This is a genomic window from uncultured Citricoccus sp., assembly GCF_937871995.1.
In the GTDB taxonomy this organism is placed as follows: Bacteria; Actinomycetota; Actinomycetes; order Actinomycetales; family Micrococcaceae; genus Citricoccus.
The window spans coordinates 21,300-38,161 of record NZ_CALMQR010000114.1; the positions used below are offsets into that span (position 1 = coordinate 21,300).

A 16,862-nucleotide genomic window follows, 5' to 3' on the forward strand; every position below is an offset into this window, starting at 1 on the left:
GGCCTGCCGGGCAGGCGTCGTCGGCCCCGTGGGTCCGACGATCCGTCGGACCGGGCCCACGGGCGTCTGGGGAACAGGGCAACTGAGCCCCGCCGACCGCCCCGGTCGCCATCGACGTGCACGGACCCGTTCCCGGACAGGGGGCGGGTCCTTCGCCGTCCGGGCCCACGCCGGGTCCTTCGCCCGACCGGCCCGGTCGCGGCGCCGCCGGACCCCGGGTGGCGGGCACGGCAGAGGGGTGAACGCCGCACGGTCCTAGACTGAACCGATGGAACCCACGCAGCTGCTCATCCGGCCCGCACGGACACAGGACGTCCCGGCGATCCGTGACCACGTGGAGCCCCTGGCACAACGACGGGTCCTGCTGCAGAAGGAGGCCGTGGCCTACTACGAGTCGATCCAGGAGTTCATGGTGGCCGAGGCGCCGGACGGGTCACTGGCCGGGTTCGGCGCCCTGCACGTGATCTGGGAGGACATCGCCGAGGTCCGCACCCTGGCCACGGCCTCGGACTGGCGCGGGCACGGGGTGGGACACAAGCTCCTCGACCGGTTGCTGGACCGGGCCCGGGACGTGGGCGTGAGCCGCGTGTTCTGCCTGACCTTCGAGGTCGACTTCTTCACCCGCCACGGCTTCGAGGTGATGGAGGACCAGTCCGCCGTGGATCCGGAGGTCTATTCCGAGCTCCTCCGCTCCCACGACGAGGGCGTGGCCGAGTTCCTCGACCTGGCGCGCGTGAAGCCCAACACCCTCGGCAACACCCGGATGATCCATCACCTCTGACGGCTTGCCCTGCCGGGTGCCGACGAGGATGATTCCTGGGACAGGCCGCCGGCAGCGGGCCGGGGCCGGTGAGATCAGGGAGGGCCACATGGGCACCGGAGATCGCATGGAGAACAGCGCCGAGGAAGCCAAGGGCAAGCTCAAGCAGGGCCTCGGCGAGGCGACGGACAATGACCGCCTGAAGGCCGAGGGCAAGGCCGACGAGGTCAAGGGCAACCTCAAGAACGCCGGTGAGGACATTAAGGACGCGGCCAAGCGCGTCTTCGGCGGCGACAAGCACTGACGTCCCCTCCCGGTGCACCCCCGTCCCCGGTGACGGCCCCGCCACCGCAGGCAGGGACGGTACCCCCGGTCCGACGGCCCGGACGCCCCTCAGCGAGGCAGGCTGAGCGCGGCCTCCGGGCCGTCGTCGTCCCTGCGGGCCAGGCCGTCGGCGACGAGACCCGCCACGCAGCGCTCCCACTGGGCCTCGGCCGGGCGGTGGGCACCCAGCCGGGCGACCGCCGTCGGGTGCTGGGGAAGGGCGGCGACGAGTACGGAGCCCTGCTCGCGCAACACGGCCATCACGGCACCTCGCACCTGGCGGTCGGTGCCGGACCAGGCCTGGCCGCTCGGCCGGTAGTGGGGCTCCGGCATGCCCGCGGCGCGCCAGGCGCAGAGATCGGCCACGGGGCACTCCCCGCAGCGCGGGGAGCGGGCGGTGCAGACCAGCGCCCCGAGTTCCATGACGGAGGCGTTCCACCGGCAGGCCTCCTCGCGCTGGATCGGCATGAGGTCGCGGGCCAGCGCCGTCTCCGCTGCCGTCAGGGACTTCTCCGGCAGCGCCCGGCCGGACACCAGCCGGGCGTGGACCCGCCGGATGTTCGTGTCCACCACCACCTCGGGACGGCCGAAGGCGAAACAGGCGACGGCGGCCGCCGTGTACGCACCGACTCCCGGCAGGGCCAGCAGTTCACCCGCCGTCCGGGGGACCTCCCCGTCCGGGGAGGCGGCGATGGCGGCCGCCGCGGCCTGCAACCTCAGGGCACGGCGGGGATAGCCCAACCGGCCCCAGGCGCGCAGGACCTCGGCGGCCGGTGCCGCCGCCAGGTCGCGCGGGGCGGGCCAGCGGTCGAGCCAGTCGGTCCAGACCGGCAGGACGCGACTGACGGGGGTCTGCTGGAGCATGATCTCGCTGACGAGGATGCCCCAGGGGCTGCAGTCCGCAGCGCGCCACGGCAGGTCCCGGCCGTGGTCGGCGAACCAGTCGTTGATCCTGCGGTGGAGGGTGGCCGTGATCTCCGGCGTGGACATCGCGGAGCGGGGATCAGGCATGCGATCCACTGTACTGTCCGGGGCCCGTCCGGCGTGGCCGGTCCGGTCCACGGGGGATGGTCCTTAAGCTGGTGGCATGGCCGGCGACCCTCGAAACAGCGATCTGATGCGTCCGCAGTCCCCCGAGGTGTACCGGCGTCGCCGGATCGTCGCCCTGGTGCTGCTCGTGCTCGTGCTCGCGCTCGTGGTGGGACTGGTGGGATGGATCATCTCGCTGTTCCGGCCCGGGGGCGATGAGCAGTCGGGGAACCCCGGTGGCAACGCCAGCCCGTCCGTGACGGCCCCCGCTTCGCCCACCGGGGCCACGGGCACGGACACTCCCGCCCCCGCCTCGCCCACCGAGGCCACGGGCACGGACACCCCGGGTACCGCCGACCCGGCGAGCGGCGAGCCGACGGCGGACCCCTCGGACTCGGCCTCCCCGTCCGCGACGGCGGGATCCCTCGGCGCCACGGCGTGCCAGCCGGGCGACCTGGTGATCTCGGGGGCGACGGACCGCCAGTCGTACCCGGAGGGCGAGGACCCGGTGCTCGAGCTGCGGGTGGACAACACGGGGGATGAACCCTGCGCGGCCAACCTCGGGACCAGCCAGCAGGTGTTCACGGTGTACTCCGGATCGGACCGGATCTTCTCCACGCAGGACTGCCAGGTGGAGGGGGACGACGCGATGATGGAGATCTCCCCGGACGATCAGGAGCGGTCCCGGTTCACGTGGCCCCGCGTGCGCTCGGCACCGGGGTGCGCTGAGGTGGGATCCGAACCGCGAAGCGGGACCTACCGCCTCGAGGTGTCCCTGGGAGAGCTGCAGGCCCAGCCGGTGTCCTTCACGCTGCAGTAGCGCCGTCCGTCACGTCCCGTTCACCCAGGCGCGCATGGTGCCCAGCGCCTCGTTCAGGCTCGTCACCTCGGAGACCGTGACGTTCTCGGGCACATCACCCAGCGGTTCGGGGGAGACGGGCACCACCGCCCGGCGGAAGCCCAGCCGGGCCGCCTCGCGGATCCGCCGCCCGATGCCGGGGACCGGCCGCACCTCCCCGGCCAGGCCCAGCTCGCCGAAGGCGATCATGCCCGGAGGCACGGGCGCCTGGAGCTTGGCGCTGGCGATCGCCAGGGCTGCGGCGAGGTCGGAGGCCGGCTCCGTCAGGCGGACGCCGCCGACCGTGGCCACGTAGCAGTCGTCGTCCGTGAGCGGGAAGTTGGCCCGCCGCTGCAGGATGGCCAGGATCATGGTGATGCGTGCCGAGTCGAGGCCGCTGACCGTGCGCCGGGCCGCTCCCTGTCCGGACGGCGTCAGCAGTGACTGCACCTCGGCCACCAGGGGGCGTCGTCCCTCGAGGGTGACGGTCACGCAGGTGCCCTCCACCGGTTCCTTGGTGCCGGACAGGAACAGCCCGGAGGGGTCCTCGAGGGAGTGGATGCCGGCCTCACCGAGGTCGAAGCAGCCCACCTCGTCCGTGGGGCCGAACCGGTTCTTCACGGCCCGCACGAGACGCAGCCGCGAATGGCGTTCGCCCTCGAACTGGCACACCACGTCCACGAGGTGCTCGAGCAGTCTCGGCCCGGCGATGGAGCCGTCCTTGGTCACGTGCCCGACCAGCACGGTGGTCATGTTCCGCGACTTGGCCTCGTTGATCAGGCTGGCCGCCACCTCCCGGACCTGGGTGACACCGCCCCCGGTGCCCTCGACGGACTGGGACTGCAGCGTCTGGACGGAGTCCACGATGAGCAGGTCCGGATCGGCCTTCTCGATCTGTCCCAGTGCCCGGCCGAGGTCGGTCTCGGCCGCCAGGAACAGGGTGTCCGCCACCGCCCCGATGCGGTCGGCCCGCAACCGTACCTGGGCCGCCGACTCCTCGCCGGTCACGTAGAGCACGGTACGGGTGTCGCCCTCCGGGCGGCGGTGCCGGGCGACCTTGGCCGCCACGTCCAGCAGCAGCGTGGACTTGCCGATGCCCGGTTCGCCGGCCATCAGCACGACGGCGCCCGGTACCAGTCCCCCGCCCAGCACGCGGTCCAGCTCGGAGACGCCGGTGGTGTGGAAGCGTGCCTGCGAGGCGTCCACGTCACCGATGCGCACGGCGGGCACGGCGATGGTGGCCGCCGGGGTGCGGCCGGAGGTCGCGTCCGCACCGGTCTCGACCACGGTGCCCCAGGCCTGGCACTCCCCGCAGCGGCCGACCCACTTGACGGTGGTCCATCCGCATTCGCTGCAGCGGTAGCCGGGGTTCACGCGCTTGGCGGTCTTGGTAGCCATGGACCAAGGCTAATGGCGCGCACGGACGCGCTAGGGGCGCACCCGGTGGCCGTGGGCGCGCGGGAGCCTCACAGGGGCGGCAGGTAGGCCACCGCGTCGTCGTGGGAGGACCCGGTGGCCTCGATCAAGTCGACCATCATGGGCCGCAACAACATGACCAGGGCCTCCCCGTGCAGGGAGGTGGCGCCCAGCTCCGCGGGATCCAGGCGCCCCGCGGCGCCGCCCAGGGCGTCGCGGGCCACGGACAGGGACTTGTGCCGGCCGCGCGCGGCCGGTTCCCCGAGGGAGCGGCCGAGGATCTCGACGGCGTCGGCCGCCTCGTCGAACCAGTCGGCCAGCAGCAGGGTGCCCTGTTCGTCGAGGGAGTCGTGGTCGATGACGCTGATGACCCGCCGGGCCACGATGCGCAGGCTGCGCACCGCCAGGTCGGACTTCTCCACGGTCTGCGCGGTGGACTCCAGCACGGGCCGGGAGCGGCGCTGGGTGGGGGAGAAGGTCGCCACCTCCTGGGCATTGCGCACGTCCTTGTGCAGGTTGTCCACGGCGGACTGGGTTCCGCGGCAGGCCACCAGGGCCATCCAGGCCGTGCGGGACTCGTGGTTGCGCAGCGCCTCCGAGCAGTCGCGCAGCGTCCGGGTCACGGTGGCGTAGAGGTCCCGCAGCCCGGTGGCGGCCTCCTTCTGCAGGTTCTTCGGGTACAGCAGCGTCACCAGCAGGGCGATGAACCCCCCGACGACGGCGTCGACGCTGCGCGTGAAGGGACCGCCTTCCGCGGCGGGCAACAGGACGACCAGGATGGACTGCAGGCTCATCTGCAGGGTGAAGGCGGCCCCGGAGTCCAGGAAGCGGGCCACCATGATGGAGGTGAACACCACCAGGACGGCCTGCCAGTAGCCCTGGCCGAGGACGGCCTGCATGAGGTCGCCGACGAGGATGCCCAGGGTGCAGCCGGCCGCCACCTCGAGCACCTTGCGGACCTTGGGCTCGCGGTTGAAGCCGAGGGCGATGAGCGAGGCGGTGGCGGCGAACAACGGGTCCTCGTGCCCCAGGACGAACTCGGCGAAGGCGTAGGCCAGGACCGCGCACACCGCGCTCAGCGCCGCGGGGACCACCGCCGCGCGCGCCCGCGCGGCCCCGGTGCGGGCCCGCCGGGCGACGAAGGACCGGGCCCGGGACCAGCCCCCCCGCAGGGCGGTGGGGCCGGACGAACCGGTCGCTTGCTGGTGCATGAGACCAGAGTAGGGTGTGGACCGTTCGCCGACGACGGTCCCCGGCAGCCCACGCGGAACCACGGACGCTGCATGGTGAGGTTTCTCACGCTCCCGTGAGGGATGGGTCACGGGCTGGCGCTCCCTGCCCTGTCATCTCGTGAATGCACCGGTCCCGCAGCCGTGCGGGAGCCTGGAGGAACGGGCTCTCGTTAACGTCGCGTTAATCTTCGACCGCCCAGTGCTTCACCTTCCCCCCATAGGTTCGACCGCGGAACGAGGCCTGCGGCACCCGAATCCCGCGCCATGTGACCACTGGTAGCCGGGGGTAGGTCCTCTCCCGCACTGTCATCCATCCTGAAAGAGGCAATTCTGTGAAGGCTCTTCGCTTTGGCCGCTCCGCTGCGGTCCTCTCCGTCGCTGCTCTCGCCCTGACCGCCTGTGGCGGCAACGACGGTTCCTCGGACACCGCGGCCGAGGGCAACGGCTCCGTCGCGGGCAACCTGATCGGCGGTGGCGCCTCCTCGCAGGAAGCGGGCATGACCGCGTGGACCAACGGCGTGACCGAGGTCCACCCGGACCTCACCGTCTCCTACGACCCGGTGGGCTCCGGCTCCGGCCGCGAGGGCTTCCTGGCCGGACAGTACTCCTTCGCCGGCTCCGACGCCGCGATGGACGAGGAGGAGATCAGCCAGGCGGAGTCCGTCTGCGGACCGGAGGGCGTCTTCCACGTCCCGGCCTACATCTCCCCGGTCGCCGTGGCCTTCAACCTCGAGGGCGTCGACCAGGTCAACATGGACGCCGACACCATCGCCAAGGTCTTCACCGGCGAGATCACCACCTGGAACGACCCGGTCATCGCCAAGCAGAACCCGGACACCGAGCTGCCGGACACCAAGATCACCGTCGTGCACCGTGCCGATGACTCGGGCACCACGGAGAACTTCACCGACTACCTGGCCGCCGCCGCCCCGGAGTCCTGGACCTACGACGTCGTCGAGACCTGGCCCACCGAGATCACCGCCGAGTCCGCCCAGCAGACCTCCGGTGTCGTCTCCCTGGCGCAGTCCACCGACGGCGCGATCACCTACGCCGACGCCTCCCAGATCGGCAACCTGGGCACGGTGGCCGTGAAGGTCGGCGAGGAGTACGTGCCGTACTCCTCCGAGGCCGCCGCCCGCGCCGTGGAGACCGCCGGCGAGGGGCTCGCCGGGGCGCTCGAACTCGATCGCACCACCACCGAGGCCGGCGTCTACCCGGTGGTCCTGGTCACCTACGAGATCTTCTGCCACCAGTACCAGGACCAGGAGACCGCCGACATGGCCAAGGCCTTCGCCGAGTACGTCGTGTCCGAGGACGGACAGGCCACCGCCGCGGAGTCCGCGGGCAACGCCCCGATCTCCGACGCCACCCGCGAGGCCGCCCTGGAGAACATCCAGGGCATCACCGTCCAGGGCTGACATCCCCACTCACACCGGACGTGGGTAGCACGTGCTGCGGCCGCCGGTCCTTCCTCGTGAGGGCCGGCGGCTGTGCCATGCTGTGAACGCCATTTCCTCTTAGGACATCCATCCCCGGGATGCGGGAGCACCGCCCGCACCACGAACTCCGAAGGGAGTCACCGTGACTGACACAGCCACCGAGCCGTCCAGGAGGACGTCGCTCAAGGGCTCGCGCGGCGGCGAGGCGGGAGACCGCGTCTTCTCCGGCCTGGCGCTCACCGCCGGGATCGTGATCCTGCTGGTCCTCGCCTTCGTGGCGGTCTTCCTGCTCATCGAGTCGCTCCCGGCCCTGTGGCCCGAGGCGTTCTCCGACCAGGACAGCATCGAGAGCGCCGACACCTTCTGGCAGTACGTCTGGCCGTTGATGGCCGGCACCCTGATCGCCTCGATCATCGCCATCCTGCTGGCCACCCCGGTGGCCGTCGGGATCGCCCTGTACATCTCCCACTACGCGCCCCGGTCCATCGCGACTCCCGTCGGCTACGTCATCGACCTGCTCGCCGCCATCCCCTCCGTGGTCTTCGGCGCGTGGGGCATGACGGTCCTGGCCGGGGCGATGGTGCCGATCTACGCCTGGCTGAACGAGTACCTGGGCTGGATCCCGCTGTTCGGGGGGACCCCGACCACGACCGGACGCACCCTGCTGACCTCCGGCGTCGTCCTGGCCGTGATGATCCTGCCGATCATCACCTCCCTGTGCCGTGAGATCTTCCTGCAGACGCCGAAGCTGCACGAGGAGGCCGCCCTCGCCCTGGGCGCCACGCGGTGGGAGATGATCAAGATGACCGTCTTCCCGTTCGCCCGTGCCGGCATCGTCTCCTCGATCATGCTCGGCCTCGGCCGCGCCCTGGGCGAGACCATGGCCGTGACCCTGGTGCTGTCCCCGGGCATCTTCTCCTGGAGCCTGATCCAGTCCGGTCGCAATGCGACCATCCCCTCGGAGATCGCCCTGAACTTCCCCGAGGCCTTCGGCATGCGCCAGTCTGAGCTGATCGCCGCCGGCCTGATGTTGTTCATCATCACCCTCGCGGTCAACATGGTGGCCCGCTGGATCGTCAGCCGCCACAAGGAATTCTCGGGAGCGAACTGATGACCATCTCGAACGACACCGCCGCACCGCAGCGCACCTCCGTGCCCGGTGGGAAGAAGAAGAACTCCCTGACCGCGGGGCAGAAGCCGGGCTGGACCTGGATCGCCGTGCTGGCGGGTGCCCTCGTGGTGGCCGCCGGCATCACCGCGCTGCTGGGCGGAGGCAGCTTCAGCTGGGTGGGATGGCTGATCATCGCTGCGGTCCTCTACGTCCTCGGCATGTACCTGGCCACCCGGGTGATCGAGAACGCCCGGCGGGCCACGGACGGGCTGTGGCGGAACCTGGTCTGGGCGGCGTTCCTCCTGGCGCTGATCCCGCTGGTCTCGGTGATCTGGACGGTCGCGGCCAACGGACTGCCCACGCTCCTGGAGACCCCGCAACTGCTGTGGCGGGACATGCAGGGCGTCACCGGATCGGACGACATCGCCACCCAGACCGAGGGCGCCCCCCTGGCCGGCGGGTTCCTGCACGGACTGGTCGGCACCCTGATGATCACCCTGCTGGCCACCATCATCTCCGTCCCGATCGGCCTGCTGACCTCCATCTACCTGGTGGAGTACGGCCGCGGCGGCTGGTTCTCCCGGGCCATCGTGTTCTTCGTGGACGTCATGACCGGCATCCCCTCCATCGTGGCCGGCCTCTTCGCCTTCGCTGCCGTCCAGCTGGTCATCACCACGTTCATCGGGGACGGGCCGCGCCAGCTGCAGATGGTCAAGATGGGGCTCACCGCGGCCATCGCGCTGTCCGTGCTGATGATCCCGGTGGTCGTCCGCTCCACCGAGGAGATGCTGCGGGTGGTGCCGAACGAGCTGCGGGAGGCCTCCTACGCCCTCGGCGTGCGCAAGTGGCGGACCATCTTCAAGGTGGTCCTGCCGACGGCCATGTCCGGCATCGCCTCCGGCGTGACGCTGTCGATCGCCCGCGTGACGGGTGAGACGGCCCCGATCCTGGTGACGGCCGGGTATATCGCCACCACCAACTGGAACCCCTTCGACGGCTGGATGACCGCCCTGCCGGTGTACATCTACCGCCAGCTCATCAATCCCACCGCGCCCGCCGCGGCCGACCCGTCCGCTGAGCGTGCCTGGGCCGCGGCCCTGGTCCTCATCGTCATCGTGATGCTGCTCAACCTCATCGCCCGCATCGTCGCCAAGGCCTTCGCGCCGAAGAAGACCGGCCGCTGAGCCGAGCAGACCACAAGGAGAAGGAAAGACACATGTCCAAGCGCATCGACGCCGTCGACCTGAACGTCTACTACGGCAACTTCCGGGCTGTGGAGGGCGTCAACATCAACATCGAGCCGCGGTCCGTGACCGCGTTCATCGGGCCCTCCGGTTGCGGCAAGACGACCTTCCTGCGGACCATCAACCGCATGCACGAGGTCCTGCCCGGAGCCCGGGCCGAGGGCAGGCTGCTGCTGGACGGGGAGGACATCTACGACCCGGGCGTGGACCCGGTCACCGTCCGCACCATGGTCGGCATGGTCTTCCAGCGGCCCAATCCGTTCCCCACCATGTCCATCCGGGACAACATCCTGGCCGGCTACAAGCTGAACGGGACTCGCATGTCCAAGTCCACCGCGGACGGGATCGTGGAGAAGTCGCTGCGCGGCGCCAACCTGTGGAACGAGGTCAAGGACCGCCTCGACAAGCCGGGTTCCGGCCTGTCCGGCGGCCAGCAGCAGCGCCTGTGCATCGCCCGGTCGATCGCGGTGGAGCCCGACGTCATCCTGATGGACGAGCCCTGCTCGGCACTGGACCCGATCTCCACCCTGGCGATCGAGGACCTCATCAACGAGCTCAAGGACAACTACACCGTCGTCATCGTGACCCACAACATGCAGCAGGCGGCGCGCGTGGCGGACAAGACGGCGTTCTTCAACATCGCCGGCACCGGCAAGCCGGGCAAGCTCATCGAGTACGACGACACCTCGGTGATCTTCAACAACCCCTCGAACAAGCAGACCGAGGACTACGTCTCCGGCCGCTTCGGCTGATCCGGGCGCGACGCTCCACGGGGTGGGACCCAGGATGGGTCCCACCCCGTCGTCGTCCGCCGGCCGCTCAGAGCAGGGGGGAGCCGGCCGCGGTGATCAGCAGGGCGGCGCCGGCGCACACCAGCAGCGTGGCCACCCAGTAGGCCACGATCCGGGACACCGCGGGCCAGCGCACCGAGGTGTAGGGCTGGTTCTGCCCGGCCCCGACGATGGAGGCCACCGTGGCGTGCGTGGAGGACAGCGGGAGGTGCAGGGCATAGGCGCCCACGAACAGCAGTGCGGCGCTGACCAGGGACGCGATGCCGGCCCGCAGGGGATCGAGGTCGACGATCCGCTCCGTCAGGGTGTGGGCGATGCGCCATCCCCCGAACAGGGTGCCGGCCGCCAGGACCGTCCCGACGGACAGCGGGACCCACCAGTCCACGGCGGACGGTGCCCCGGCGCCGGCGAATGCCAGGAGCAGCACGAAGGTCATCCGCGTCCCGGACTGCACGCCGTGGCCGAGGGCGTTGGCGGCCGCGCTGACGGCCAGGGCCATCCGCGATCCGTGGTTCACCGTGCCGGGCGCGGCGTCCCGCGCCAGCCAGGTGGCCGGGGTGACGAGCAGCCAGGACAGGAACCAGGCCAGCAGGACGCTCAGGACCAGTCCCAGCATCATGGCGACGAGGAGCCCGGCCGACCAGTCGGCGTACAGTCCGAGGTCTCCGGTGATCGCCAGGGCGAGGCTGCCGCCGAGGACCGCGGAGATGATCGAGTGGGTCATGGAGACCGGCATGCCGCGGGACCAGGTGAACAGGCCCCAGCCCACCGCCACGAGGAACCCGACGCCGGCCAGCAGCAGTCCCTGCCCGCCTCCGTGCAGCTCCTCCGGGAGGCCCTGCCAGGCGGCCGTCATGAATCCGCCGGAGAGCACGCCGCCGACCAGGTTCATGGCCGCGGCGAGGAGGAGGGCCGCCCCGGGGGTCAGGGCCCGTTGGCGCACGGGGAGGGCGACGGCGTTGGGGGCGTCGCGCATGCCGTTGACGAGCCCGTAGACGACGGACAGTGCGAGGACGACGACCAGCATCATCGTCATGACCGCGGGCACGGGCTCAGGACTCCCGGACGAGGATGCTGCCGAGATGGGCGATGACCTCGCGCACGCTGGCGAGGGCGGCGTTGAGCGCGTGGGCGGTCTCCCGCTGGCGGTTGTAGTTGCGCTGCAGCAGGTCGTCGCTCATGCCGGCGACCCACTGGGTCATGAGCCGCTCGGACCGCTTGGACAACCGCTGGAGCTGGATCCACGTCTCCTCGAGCTCGTCGAGCTCGCGGAACTGTCCGGTGGCGTCGCGGAACAGGTCGGCCTGCCGGCCCAGGATCTCCAGGATGTCCAGGGGAGCCTCGGGAAGGCGGTACTGCTCGGTGAAGAGGATGAGGATCCCGGCGTTGCAGATCTTCTCCACGGCGTCGTTCAGGCCGTCCGCCAGCAGGTACAGGTCCTGCCGGGGCAGGGGGGTGATGAAGGCGCTGCGGAGGCTGGTCAGCAGGGCCATGTGACGGGCGGTGGCCTCCGTGTCGATCACGGTCAGCTCCTGGTCGGCTCCGGCCGCGGGCGCCGTGGGGGCGGCCATCAGCTGGGCCACGCGGTCGACGGCGGCGCGCATCCCCTGGGCGAGGGCGGCGAGATGCTCGAGGCTGACCGGGTCCGGTGCCAGCAGGCGCGAGAGAGAAAGGTTCATCACCGTGCAGGATATCCCGAAGGGTGGGGCGGTGCCGGACCGGGAACGCCTCTCGGCGAGTGGCCGCTCATGGCGGCAGAATATTGGAGCCCGGGGTTACCGCGGCCCGGCACCGGTATCCAGTGTGCGCGCCCCGGCCCCGGACTGTCCACCTCGGGTGCGGGGATCAGCCCGCCGCTGAACGCGGAATACTCAGTCGAGGGTTCCGGCCCGCCAGGCAGCGGCGGCGGCCTCGAGGTCCTCGGCCGTACCCAGCAACCGCTTGGCCTGGCGCAGCAGGGCCGTGGCCTGTGCCGGCTGGGCCGCGTCCAGCGCCTCCGCGTGGTGCGCCTGGCCCAGGCAGACCACGCGGCAGTAGGCGGCCGCGCGCTCCAGTGCCACGCCGAAGTCCCCCGTGAAGGCACCGGTGAGGATGTGGTCCGTGAGCAGCTGCAGTTCGCGCGCCCCGGGCGGCTCGATCGCCCCGGCGATGGCGCGGGCCACGTGGGCGTCATGACCGGAGCGGTACCAGGAGGCCCAGAGCTGGCCATTGCGGGTGGTCGCCGTCCGCAGGGCGTACAGGCGCCACAGGGCACCACCGAGGGACACGGCGGGAGCGTCGGCCCACAGCCGGGCCACCGTGTCGATGCCGGCGTCCTCGACCAGCGCGACCAGCCGCCCGACCGTCTCCTCGCTGGCACCGGACCGGCCGCCGTCGAGCAGGGCGTGGGCGAGCAGGGCCGCGCCCTCCGCGGTCTGTGCCGGGTCCGGACCCCCCTCGAAGGCCGCGAACTGCTCGGGGGCGAAGTGGCGGGGCCGATGGTGGCGGACGGTGCCGGCCGCCGTCGAGCTCGGGGACCGGCCGGAATGCCTCCGGGGGGACGTCACGGGCGGGGTGCCTCTCTGGAGAAGGGGGAAGGAAGATGCTGCCCTTCTACGGTACGCCTTGCGCGGGCGCGCGGGCGCGCGTGCGGGGCGTCCCGGGAGCCCCGGTGCAGCGCGGGACGGGTGGGATCTCGCTCCGCGATGGTGGATCTCCCCGGACCCCGCGGCCGCCGTCCGCTAGCATGGACTGCGGCCTCCTGCAGGCAGGCCGTGGGCCCTTAGCTCAGTTGGCAGAGCATCGGACTTTTAATCCGCGGGTCGTGGGTTCGATCCCCACAGGGCCCACCTGGGAAGGCCTCCGGCGCCGGGACGCGTGCCGGGGGCCTTCGTCGTCTCCACCGTGTCCCGGAGGCAAGGGGCAAGGGCCAGGGGCCAGGGCCAGGGGAACGGAACGCCGCCGAGCCGAATTGATCTCAGGAACGTCTCGAGCCCCCCCGGATGATCAAGATTCGATAACCCAACGGGGTGGCGTCCTCGGCCCCGAGGCGCCCGGATGCCCTTCAGGGCGGACCGCGATGGGGCCCGAATCCCGCGTGGCCGCGCGGTTTCCCCGCCGCGGTCGGCCTCCCCGCCGGCCGGGCGCCGGGTCGGGCGGCGGAGCAGCGGTCCCCCAGTCGTCATTCCGACAGGGCTGCGCAGGCCACCGGTCCGTGCCTACGCTGGTAGGCATGAGTGCTTCCCCTCGGGCGCTCCGTCAGCGGCTTCTGCGTGGCGGCGCCCTCGTGCCTGCTGCCGTCGTGGCAGCGGTCATCGGCGTACCCGCGGCGTCGGCGGCACCGGCGGGCGGGCTGGCCACCCACGCCGCGATGCACTCGGGCGTGGGGCCGATGGCCCTGTTCGGCGTCGACGAGTCCCTGCCGACCAACCCCGACCTGCTGCGGCACATGCTGTGGTCCCGTTCCGGGAAGGTGCCGGCGGCCACCGCCGGCGACCTGCGCGTGGCCACCTTCTCCGCCGGGCTGACCCGGTCCGCCCCGGGCCTGCTGGCCGATGAGCTCGCCGCACCCGGTTCGGTCCAGGCCCAGCGGGTCGCGGAGACCGTGCAGCGCGCCGCCCCGGACGTCGTGCTGCTGACGGACTTCGACGTGGACAGCGGTGAGGCCGCCGCGCGGTCCTTCCGCACGAATTACCTGGCCGTCGGTACCGGTGGGCAGGAGGGGATCGACTATCCGTACGTCTACACCGCGGAGGTCAACAACGGCGTGGACACCGGGGCCGACCTGGACAACGACGGCGTGATCGGCGGCCCGGGCGACTCGTTCGGCCCCGGTGAGTTCGCCGGGCAGCACGGCATGGTCCTGTTCTCCCGGCACCCGCTGGAGGAGGACGGGATCCGGACGTTCCGCGACCTGCGCTGGAACACGGTGCCCGGCAACGCGATCCCGGAGGGCAAGTACACGGAGCTCGAGCGGTCCGTGCTGCGCCTGTCCTCCACCGCCCACTGGGACATCCCCGTGAGGGTCGGCGACCGGACCGTGCACGTCCTCGCCGCGCAGCCCGAGGACCCCGGGGCCGGGACCGCCCCGGTCGAACGGCACCACGACGAGATGCGCTTCTGGGCCGACTACATCGCCGGGGACGCCGGGGACACCGGGTACCTCGAGGACGACGAGGGACGTGCCGGTGGACTGCCCGCCGGCAGTGACTTCGTGCTCGTCGGGGACTTCGGCCCGCGCGCCGAGCGGGCGCTCGACGGCGACCACCCCGCGGCCATCGCCTCCCTGCTGGAGTCGGAGGCCATTCAGGACCCCGCGCCCCGCTCCGCCGGCGCCCTGGCCGCGGACCCGGATGCCGCGACGGCCACCCGGGCCGTCCGGGACGGCGGCGGCGTGGAGCTGCTGCGCTCCGACTACGTGCTGCCGTCCGCGACGCTGGAGGCCACGGCAGCCGGGGTGTTCTGGCCGGCCAACGGGCAGCTGGGCTCCCACCTGACCCGGATCACCGACTCCGCCGAGGACGGGGAGGACCGCCGGGTCACCGAGCGCCGGCTCGTGTGGACCGACCTGGGAATGGACTGACCCCGCCGTGCAACGACAGACCCTCTCCAGCGGCCATCACGTCGTCTGGTCCCGTCCGGCGGGCGAACGCCGGGGGACCGACCTGGTGGTGGTCATCCACGGCTACGGCGCGAACGAGGTGAGGGCCGCCCAGGCCTATTTCGAGATGCTTCCGGAGGGGACCACGGGCCTGGCCGTGCGCGGTGGCTTCGAGATCGACGCCGGCGCCTACCCGGTGGCCGACGGCGTCGACGGACTGGGCTCCGGTCCCGGCGGCCCGGACCCGGGCGCGTGGGGCTGGTTCCTGCTGGACTACTTCCTCACCAACGACTTCGCCGAGGTGGTGGCCTCGGCTCACCGGGTGTTCGACGTGCTCGACGCCGAGGAGGTCACCGGGGCGGGATTCCGCTCGGTGGCGCTGCTCGGCCACTCCCAGGGGATGGCGATGGCCTCCACGGTGTACCGGCTGCGTCCGGAGGCCTTCGACTGCGTGGTGGGGCTCAGCGGCTTCGTGCTGTCCAATCCCCTGCTGGCGACCCTGGACAGCCCGCCGGAGGGCCCCGGGCCGCGTCCGTTCTTCTGGGGACGTGACGTCCAGGACCTGGTCATCAACCCGGACGCGATCGCCCACACGGCGGCCTGGCTCCAGGAGCACACGCACCTGACGGCCCGGACGTACGAGGGAATGGGCCACGGCACCAGCGCGGAGGAGGCCCGGGACGTGCGGATCTTCCTGAAGCACGCCCTGGCGATGAGCCGAGGTCAGTAGTCGCGGGTCTCCTTGCGCGAGATGGACTCCCCCGTGTGCGGGTCCTGGATGTTGCGGGACTCGGTGACCCGACGGCTGGCCGAACCGGAGGCGCCCATCTGGACCAGGGAGAGGACCAGCAGCAGGGCCCCGGCGGCCATCAGGATGTAGCCGGCGATCGTCAGGTCGATCCCCGGGATCACGTCCTGGACGGCGAAGGCGATGATCGCGCCGATGGCGATCAGGGCGATGGACGTGCCGAAGCGCATGGGGTCTCCTCCAGTCGGTCGTCCGGACGCGGGCGCGGTCGGACGTGGTCAGCGTAGTGTTTCATGGAGGACCACGGCCGCGCGGGACCAGACCGCGCAGCCCATCGTGTCACCGACGTGCAGGAGGCAGCCATGGTTAAGAAGAAGTCCATCATCGCCGGCGTGGCGGGCCAGAAGGCCGCCGACTTCGCGATCCAGCGCGTCGTCGACGAGCAGGGCAACCCCACCCCCGCCTTCCAGAAGGTGGTGCTCAAGGCCCTCGACGTGCAGCGGCCGCTGGTGCTGCGCAACCTGAACCGGTTGCGCCGCCAGAACCCGGAGGACACCCCCGCCCAGCTGGCGGAACGGCTGGGGAGGCAGTACCTGGCAGCGGTCACCGGCGGCGGGGCCGCCGTCGGGGGAACCGCCGTCGTGCCCGGTGTGGGAACGGCCGCGGCGCTGGGACTCTCCGCGGCCGCGACCGTGGGCTTCCTCGAGGCGACCGCGCTCTACGCCCAGTCCGTGGCCGAGCTGATGGGGATCCCCACCGACGACCCCCAGCGGGCGCAGACCCTCGTCATGGCCGTCATGCTCGGTGAGGACGGCCGCCGGATGCTGCGGGACTTCTCCAGCCAGGCCAACGGCCGCGGGATGGGCCCGCTGGCCGGGCCGCTCTCTCTGGTCAGCGGCTCCGCCGGCGTCTCCGAGGTGCTGTTCAACCAGATGAAGAGGATGTTCATCAAGCGCTTCATCGTCCGGCAGGGGGCCGGGATGCTCGGGCGGGTGGTGCCCTTCGGGGTGGGGGCCGTCGTCGGCGGCCTCGCCAACCGGGTCATGGGCAAGGGCGTGGTCAGGGCCGCGCAGAACCTCTTCGGCCCGCTCCCGGCCACGATCCCCGGAGCCCTGGCCAGCGAGCTCAAGGCCCTGCCGGCCGGCCGGAAGGGCCGCAGGGACGACGCCGGCCCCGAGGGCGACGCGGAGGAGTTCGGCGAGCTGCTGGCGGAGGACATCGAGACCGACTTCGAGCAGCTGACGGCGGACGGCACGCTCGAGGACCTGCGGCGCGAGGACCCGGAGGCCTTCGCCGCCGAGGTCGAGGCCGCCCGCGAGGCCCATCGGCGGGCCCGCGGGGACCGGTAGGG

17 protein-coding genes and 1 tRNA gene are annotated in these 16,862 nt (G+C 71.7%); 11 read left to right on the forward strand and 7 right to left on the reverse strand.

All coding sequences use genetic code 11. The features are described from left to right. The first annotated feature begins 268 nt into the window (after nt 1-268). Both Q0283_RS13345 and Q0283_RS13350 read left to right on the forward strand, forming a co-directional pair. The gene (locus Q0283_RS13345; RefSeq protein ID WP_183530234.1) at nt 269-781 is read left to right on the forward strand and encodes an amino-acid N-acetyltransferase; all 513 of its coding nucleotides are present in this window, start codon (nt 269-271) and stop codon (nt 779-781) included. A gap of 88 nt (nt 782-869) precedes the next feature. Next, entirely contained in the window at nt 870-1,064 is a 195-nt protein-coding gene (locus Q0283_RS13350) for a CsbD family protein (protein ID WP_298045089.1), read from the forward strand. A gap of 89 nt (nt 1,065-1,153) precedes the next feature. On the opposite strand, the gene Q0283_RS13355 is transcribed toward Q0283_RS13350, so the two are convergent. Next, complete coding sequence (locus Q0283_RS13355; protein WP_183530232.1) at nt 1,154-2,095, reverse strand: A/G-specific adenine glycosylase; 942 nt, start codon at nt 2,093-2,095, stop codon at nt 1,154-1,156. A gap of 106 nt (nt 2,096-2,201) precedes the next feature. Here Q0283_RS13355 and Q0283_RS13360 point away from each other — a divergent pair, with 106 nt between their 5' ends. Further along, the gene (locus tag Q0283_RS13360; RefSeq protein WP_298045090.1) at nt 2,202-2,933 is read left to right on the forward strand and encodes a hypothetical protein; all 732 of its coding nucleotides are present in this window, start codon (nt 2,202-2,204) and stop codon (nt 2,931-2,933) included. A 9-nt stretch (nt 2,934-2,942) separates the two neighbouring features. On the opposite strand, the gene radA is transcribed toward Q0283_RS13360, so the two are convergent. Both radA and Q0283_RS13370 read right to left on the reverse strand, forming a co-directional pair. Further along, on the reverse strand, nt 2,943-4,349 hold the full coding sequence (radA, locus tag Q0283_RS13365; RefSeq protein WP_010143605.1) for a DNA repair protein RadA: 1,407 nt from the start codon (nt 4,347-4,349) through the stop codon (nt 2,943-2,945). A gap of 68 nt (nt 4,350-4,417) precedes the next feature. After that, a complete protein-coding gene (locus tag Q0283_RS13370) occupies nt 4,418-5,578 on the reverse strand; it encodes an aromatic acid exporter family protein (RefSeq protein WP_183530230.1) in 1,161 nt (386 codons plus the stop codon). Between the two features lie 353 nt (nt 5,579-5,931). Here Q0283_RS13370 and Q0283_RS13375 point away from each other — a divergent pair, with 353 nt between their 5' ends. The 4 genes from Q0283_RS13375 (at nt 5,932) to pstB (ending at nt 10,145) form a co-directional block, all read left to right on the forward strand. Beyond that, nucleotides 5,932-7,017, forward strand: coding sequence for a phosphate ABC transporter substrate-binding protein PstS (locus Q0283_RS13375; protein ID WP_183530228.1), 1,086 nt, complete (start codon nt 5,932-5,934; stop codon nt 7,015-7,017). Between the two features lie 163 nt (nt 7,018-7,180). Beyond that, nucleotides 7,181-8,149, forward strand: a complete 969-nt coding sequence (pstC, locus tag Q0283_RS13380) for a phosphate ABC transporter permease subunit PstC (RefSeq protein ID WP_183530226.1) — start codon at nt 7,181-7,183, stop codon at nt 8,147-8,149. Next, nucleotides 8,149-9,333: a phosphate ABC transporter permease PstA gene (pstA, locus tag Q0283_RS13385; protein ID WP_183530224.1), complete on the forward strand. Its 1,185-nt coding sequence runs from the start codon at nt 8,149-8,151 to the stop codon at nt 9,331-9,333. The genes pstC and pstA overlap by 1 nt, the downstream gene beginning before the upstream one ends. A 32-nt stretch (nt 9,334-9,365) precedes the next feature. Further along, nucleotides 9,366-10,145 carry a phosphate ABC transporter ATP-binding protein PstB gene (gene pstB / locus Q0283_RS13390; protein ID WP_010143600.1) on the forward strand — a complete coding sequence of 260 codons (780 nt, stop codon included), beginning with the start codon at nt 9,366-9,368 and terminating at the stop codon, nt 10,143-10,145. Between the two features lie 67 nt (nt 10,146-10,212). Here the strand turns inward: pstB and Q0283_RS13395 are convergent, their stop codons facing one another. The 3 genes from Q0283_RS13395 to Q0283_RS13405 form a co-directional block, all read right to left on the reverse strand. Further along, nucleotides 10,213-11,220 carry an inorganic phosphate transporter gene (locus Q0283_RS13395; RefSeq protein ID WP_298045093.1) on the reverse strand — a complete coding sequence of 336 codons (1,008 nt, stop codon included), beginning with the start codon at nt 11,218-11,220 and terminating at the stop codon, nt 10,213-10,215. A 16-nt stretch (nt 11,221-11,236) separates the two neighbouring features. Next, complete coding sequence (locus tag Q0283_RS13400; protein ID WP_298045095.1) at nt 11,237-11,863, reverse strand: hypothetical protein; 627 nt, start codon at nt 11,861-11,863, stop codon at nt 11,237-11,239. Nucleotides 11,864-12,055: 192 nt separating this feature from the next. Further along, nucleotides 12,056-12,730 carry a hypothetical protein gene (locus tag Q0283_RS13405; RefSeq protein ID WP_183530218.1) on the reverse strand — a complete coding sequence of 225 codons (675 nt, stop codon included), beginning with the start codon at nt 12,728-12,730 and terminating at the stop codon, nt 12,056-12,058. A gap of 209 nt (nt 12,731-12,939) precedes the next feature. On the opposite strand from Q0283_RS13405, the gene Q0283_RS13410 reads away from it, so the two are divergent. From Q0283_RS13410 to Q0283_RS13420, 3 genes are all read left to right on the forward strand, one after another. Beyond that, nucleotides 12,940-13,012 (forward strand) — tRNA-Lys (locus Q0283_RS13410). Nucleotides 13,013-13,395: 383 nt separating this feature from the next. Beyond that, a complete protein-coding gene (locus Q0283_RS13415) occupies nt 13,396-14,745 on the forward strand; it encodes an endonuclease/exonuclease/phosphatase family protein (RefSeq protein WP_183530216.1) in 1,350 nt (449 codons plus the stop codon). Between the two features lie 7 nt (nt 14,746-14,752). Continuing rightward, the gene (locus Q0283_RS13420) at nt 14,753-15,493 is read left to right on the forward strand and encodes an alpha/beta hydrolase (protein ID WP_183530214.1); all 741 of its coding nucleotides are present in this window, start codon (nt 14,753-14,755) and stop codon (nt 15,491-15,493) included. On the opposite strand, the gene Q0283_RS13425 is transcribed toward Q0283_RS13420, so the two are convergent. After that, on the reverse strand, nt 15,487-15,741 hold the full coding sequence (locus Q0283_RS13425; RefSeq protein ID WP_183530212.1) for a DUF6458 family protein: 255 nt from the start codon (nt 15,739-15,741) through the stop codon (nt 15,487-15,489). The genes Q0283_RS13420 and Q0283_RS13425 overlap by 7 nt on opposite strands. Nucleotides 15,742-15,873: 132 nt before the next feature. Here Q0283_RS13425 and Q0283_RS13430 point away from each other — a divergent pair, with 132 nt between their 5' ends. After that, a complete protein-coding gene (locus tag Q0283_RS13430; protein WP_183530210.1) occupies nt 15,874-16,860 on the forward strand; it encodes a hypothetical protein in 987 nt (328 codons plus the stop codon). Nucleotides 16,861-16,862 lie beyond the last annotated feature (2 nt).

Excerpts from the sequence above, each read along its gene's own strand:
- radA (WP_010143605.1), bottom strand. The coding sequence starts at position 4,349 with ATGGCTACCAAGACCGCCAAGCGCGTGAACCCCGGCTACCGCTGCAGC.
- Q0283_RS13400 (WP_298045095.1), bottom strand. The coding sequence starts at position 11,863 with ATGAACCTTTCTCTCTCGCGCCTGCTGGCACCGGACCCGGTCAGCCTC.
- Q0283_RS13425 (WP_183530212.1), bottom strand. The coding sequence starts at position 15,741 with ATGCGCTTCGGCACGTCCATCGCCCTGATCGCCATCGGCGCGATCATC.
- Q0283_RS13355 (WP_183530232.1), bottom strand. The coding sequence starts at position 2,095 with ATGCCTGATCCCCGCTCCGCGATGTCCACGCCGGAGATCACGGCCACC.
- Q0283_RS13345 (WP_183530234.1), top strand. The coding sequence starts at position 269 with ATGGAACCCACGCAGCTGCTCATCCGGCCCGCACGGACACAGGACGTC.
- Q0283_RS13350 (WP_298045089.1), top strand. The coding sequence starts at position 870 with ATGGGCACCGGAGATCGCATGGAGAACAGCGCCGAGGAAGCCAAGGGC.
- Q0283_RS13395 (WP_298045093.1), bottom strand. The coding sequence starts at position 11,220 with ATGACGATGATGCTGGTCGTCGTCCTCGCACTGTCCGTCGTCTACGGG.
- Q0283_RS13415 (WP_183530216.1), top strand. The coding sequence starts at position 13,396 with ATGAGTGCTTCCCCTCGGGCGCTCCGTCAGCGGCTTCTGCGTGGCGGC.
- Q0283_RS13430 (WP_183530210.1), top strand. The coding sequence starts at position 15,874 with ATGGTTAAGAAGAAGTCCATCATCGCCGGCGTGGCGGGCCAGAAGGCC.
- pstA (WP_183530224.1), top strand. The coding sequence starts at position 8,149 with ATGACCATCTCGAACGACACCGCCGCACCGCAGCGCACCTCCGTGCCC.
- Q0283_RS13370 (WP_183530230.1), bottom strand. The coding sequence starts at position 5,578 with ATGCACCAGCAAGCGACCGGTTCGTCCGGCCCCACCGCCCTGCGGGGG.
- Q0283_RS13360 (WP_298045090.1), top strand. The coding sequence starts at position 2,202 with ATGCGTCCGCAGTCCCCCGAGGTGTACCGGCGTCGCCGGATCGTCGCC.
- pstB (WP_010143600.1), top strand. The coding sequence starts at position 9,366 with ATGTCCAAGCGCATCGACGCCGTCGACCTGAACGTCTACTACGGCAAC.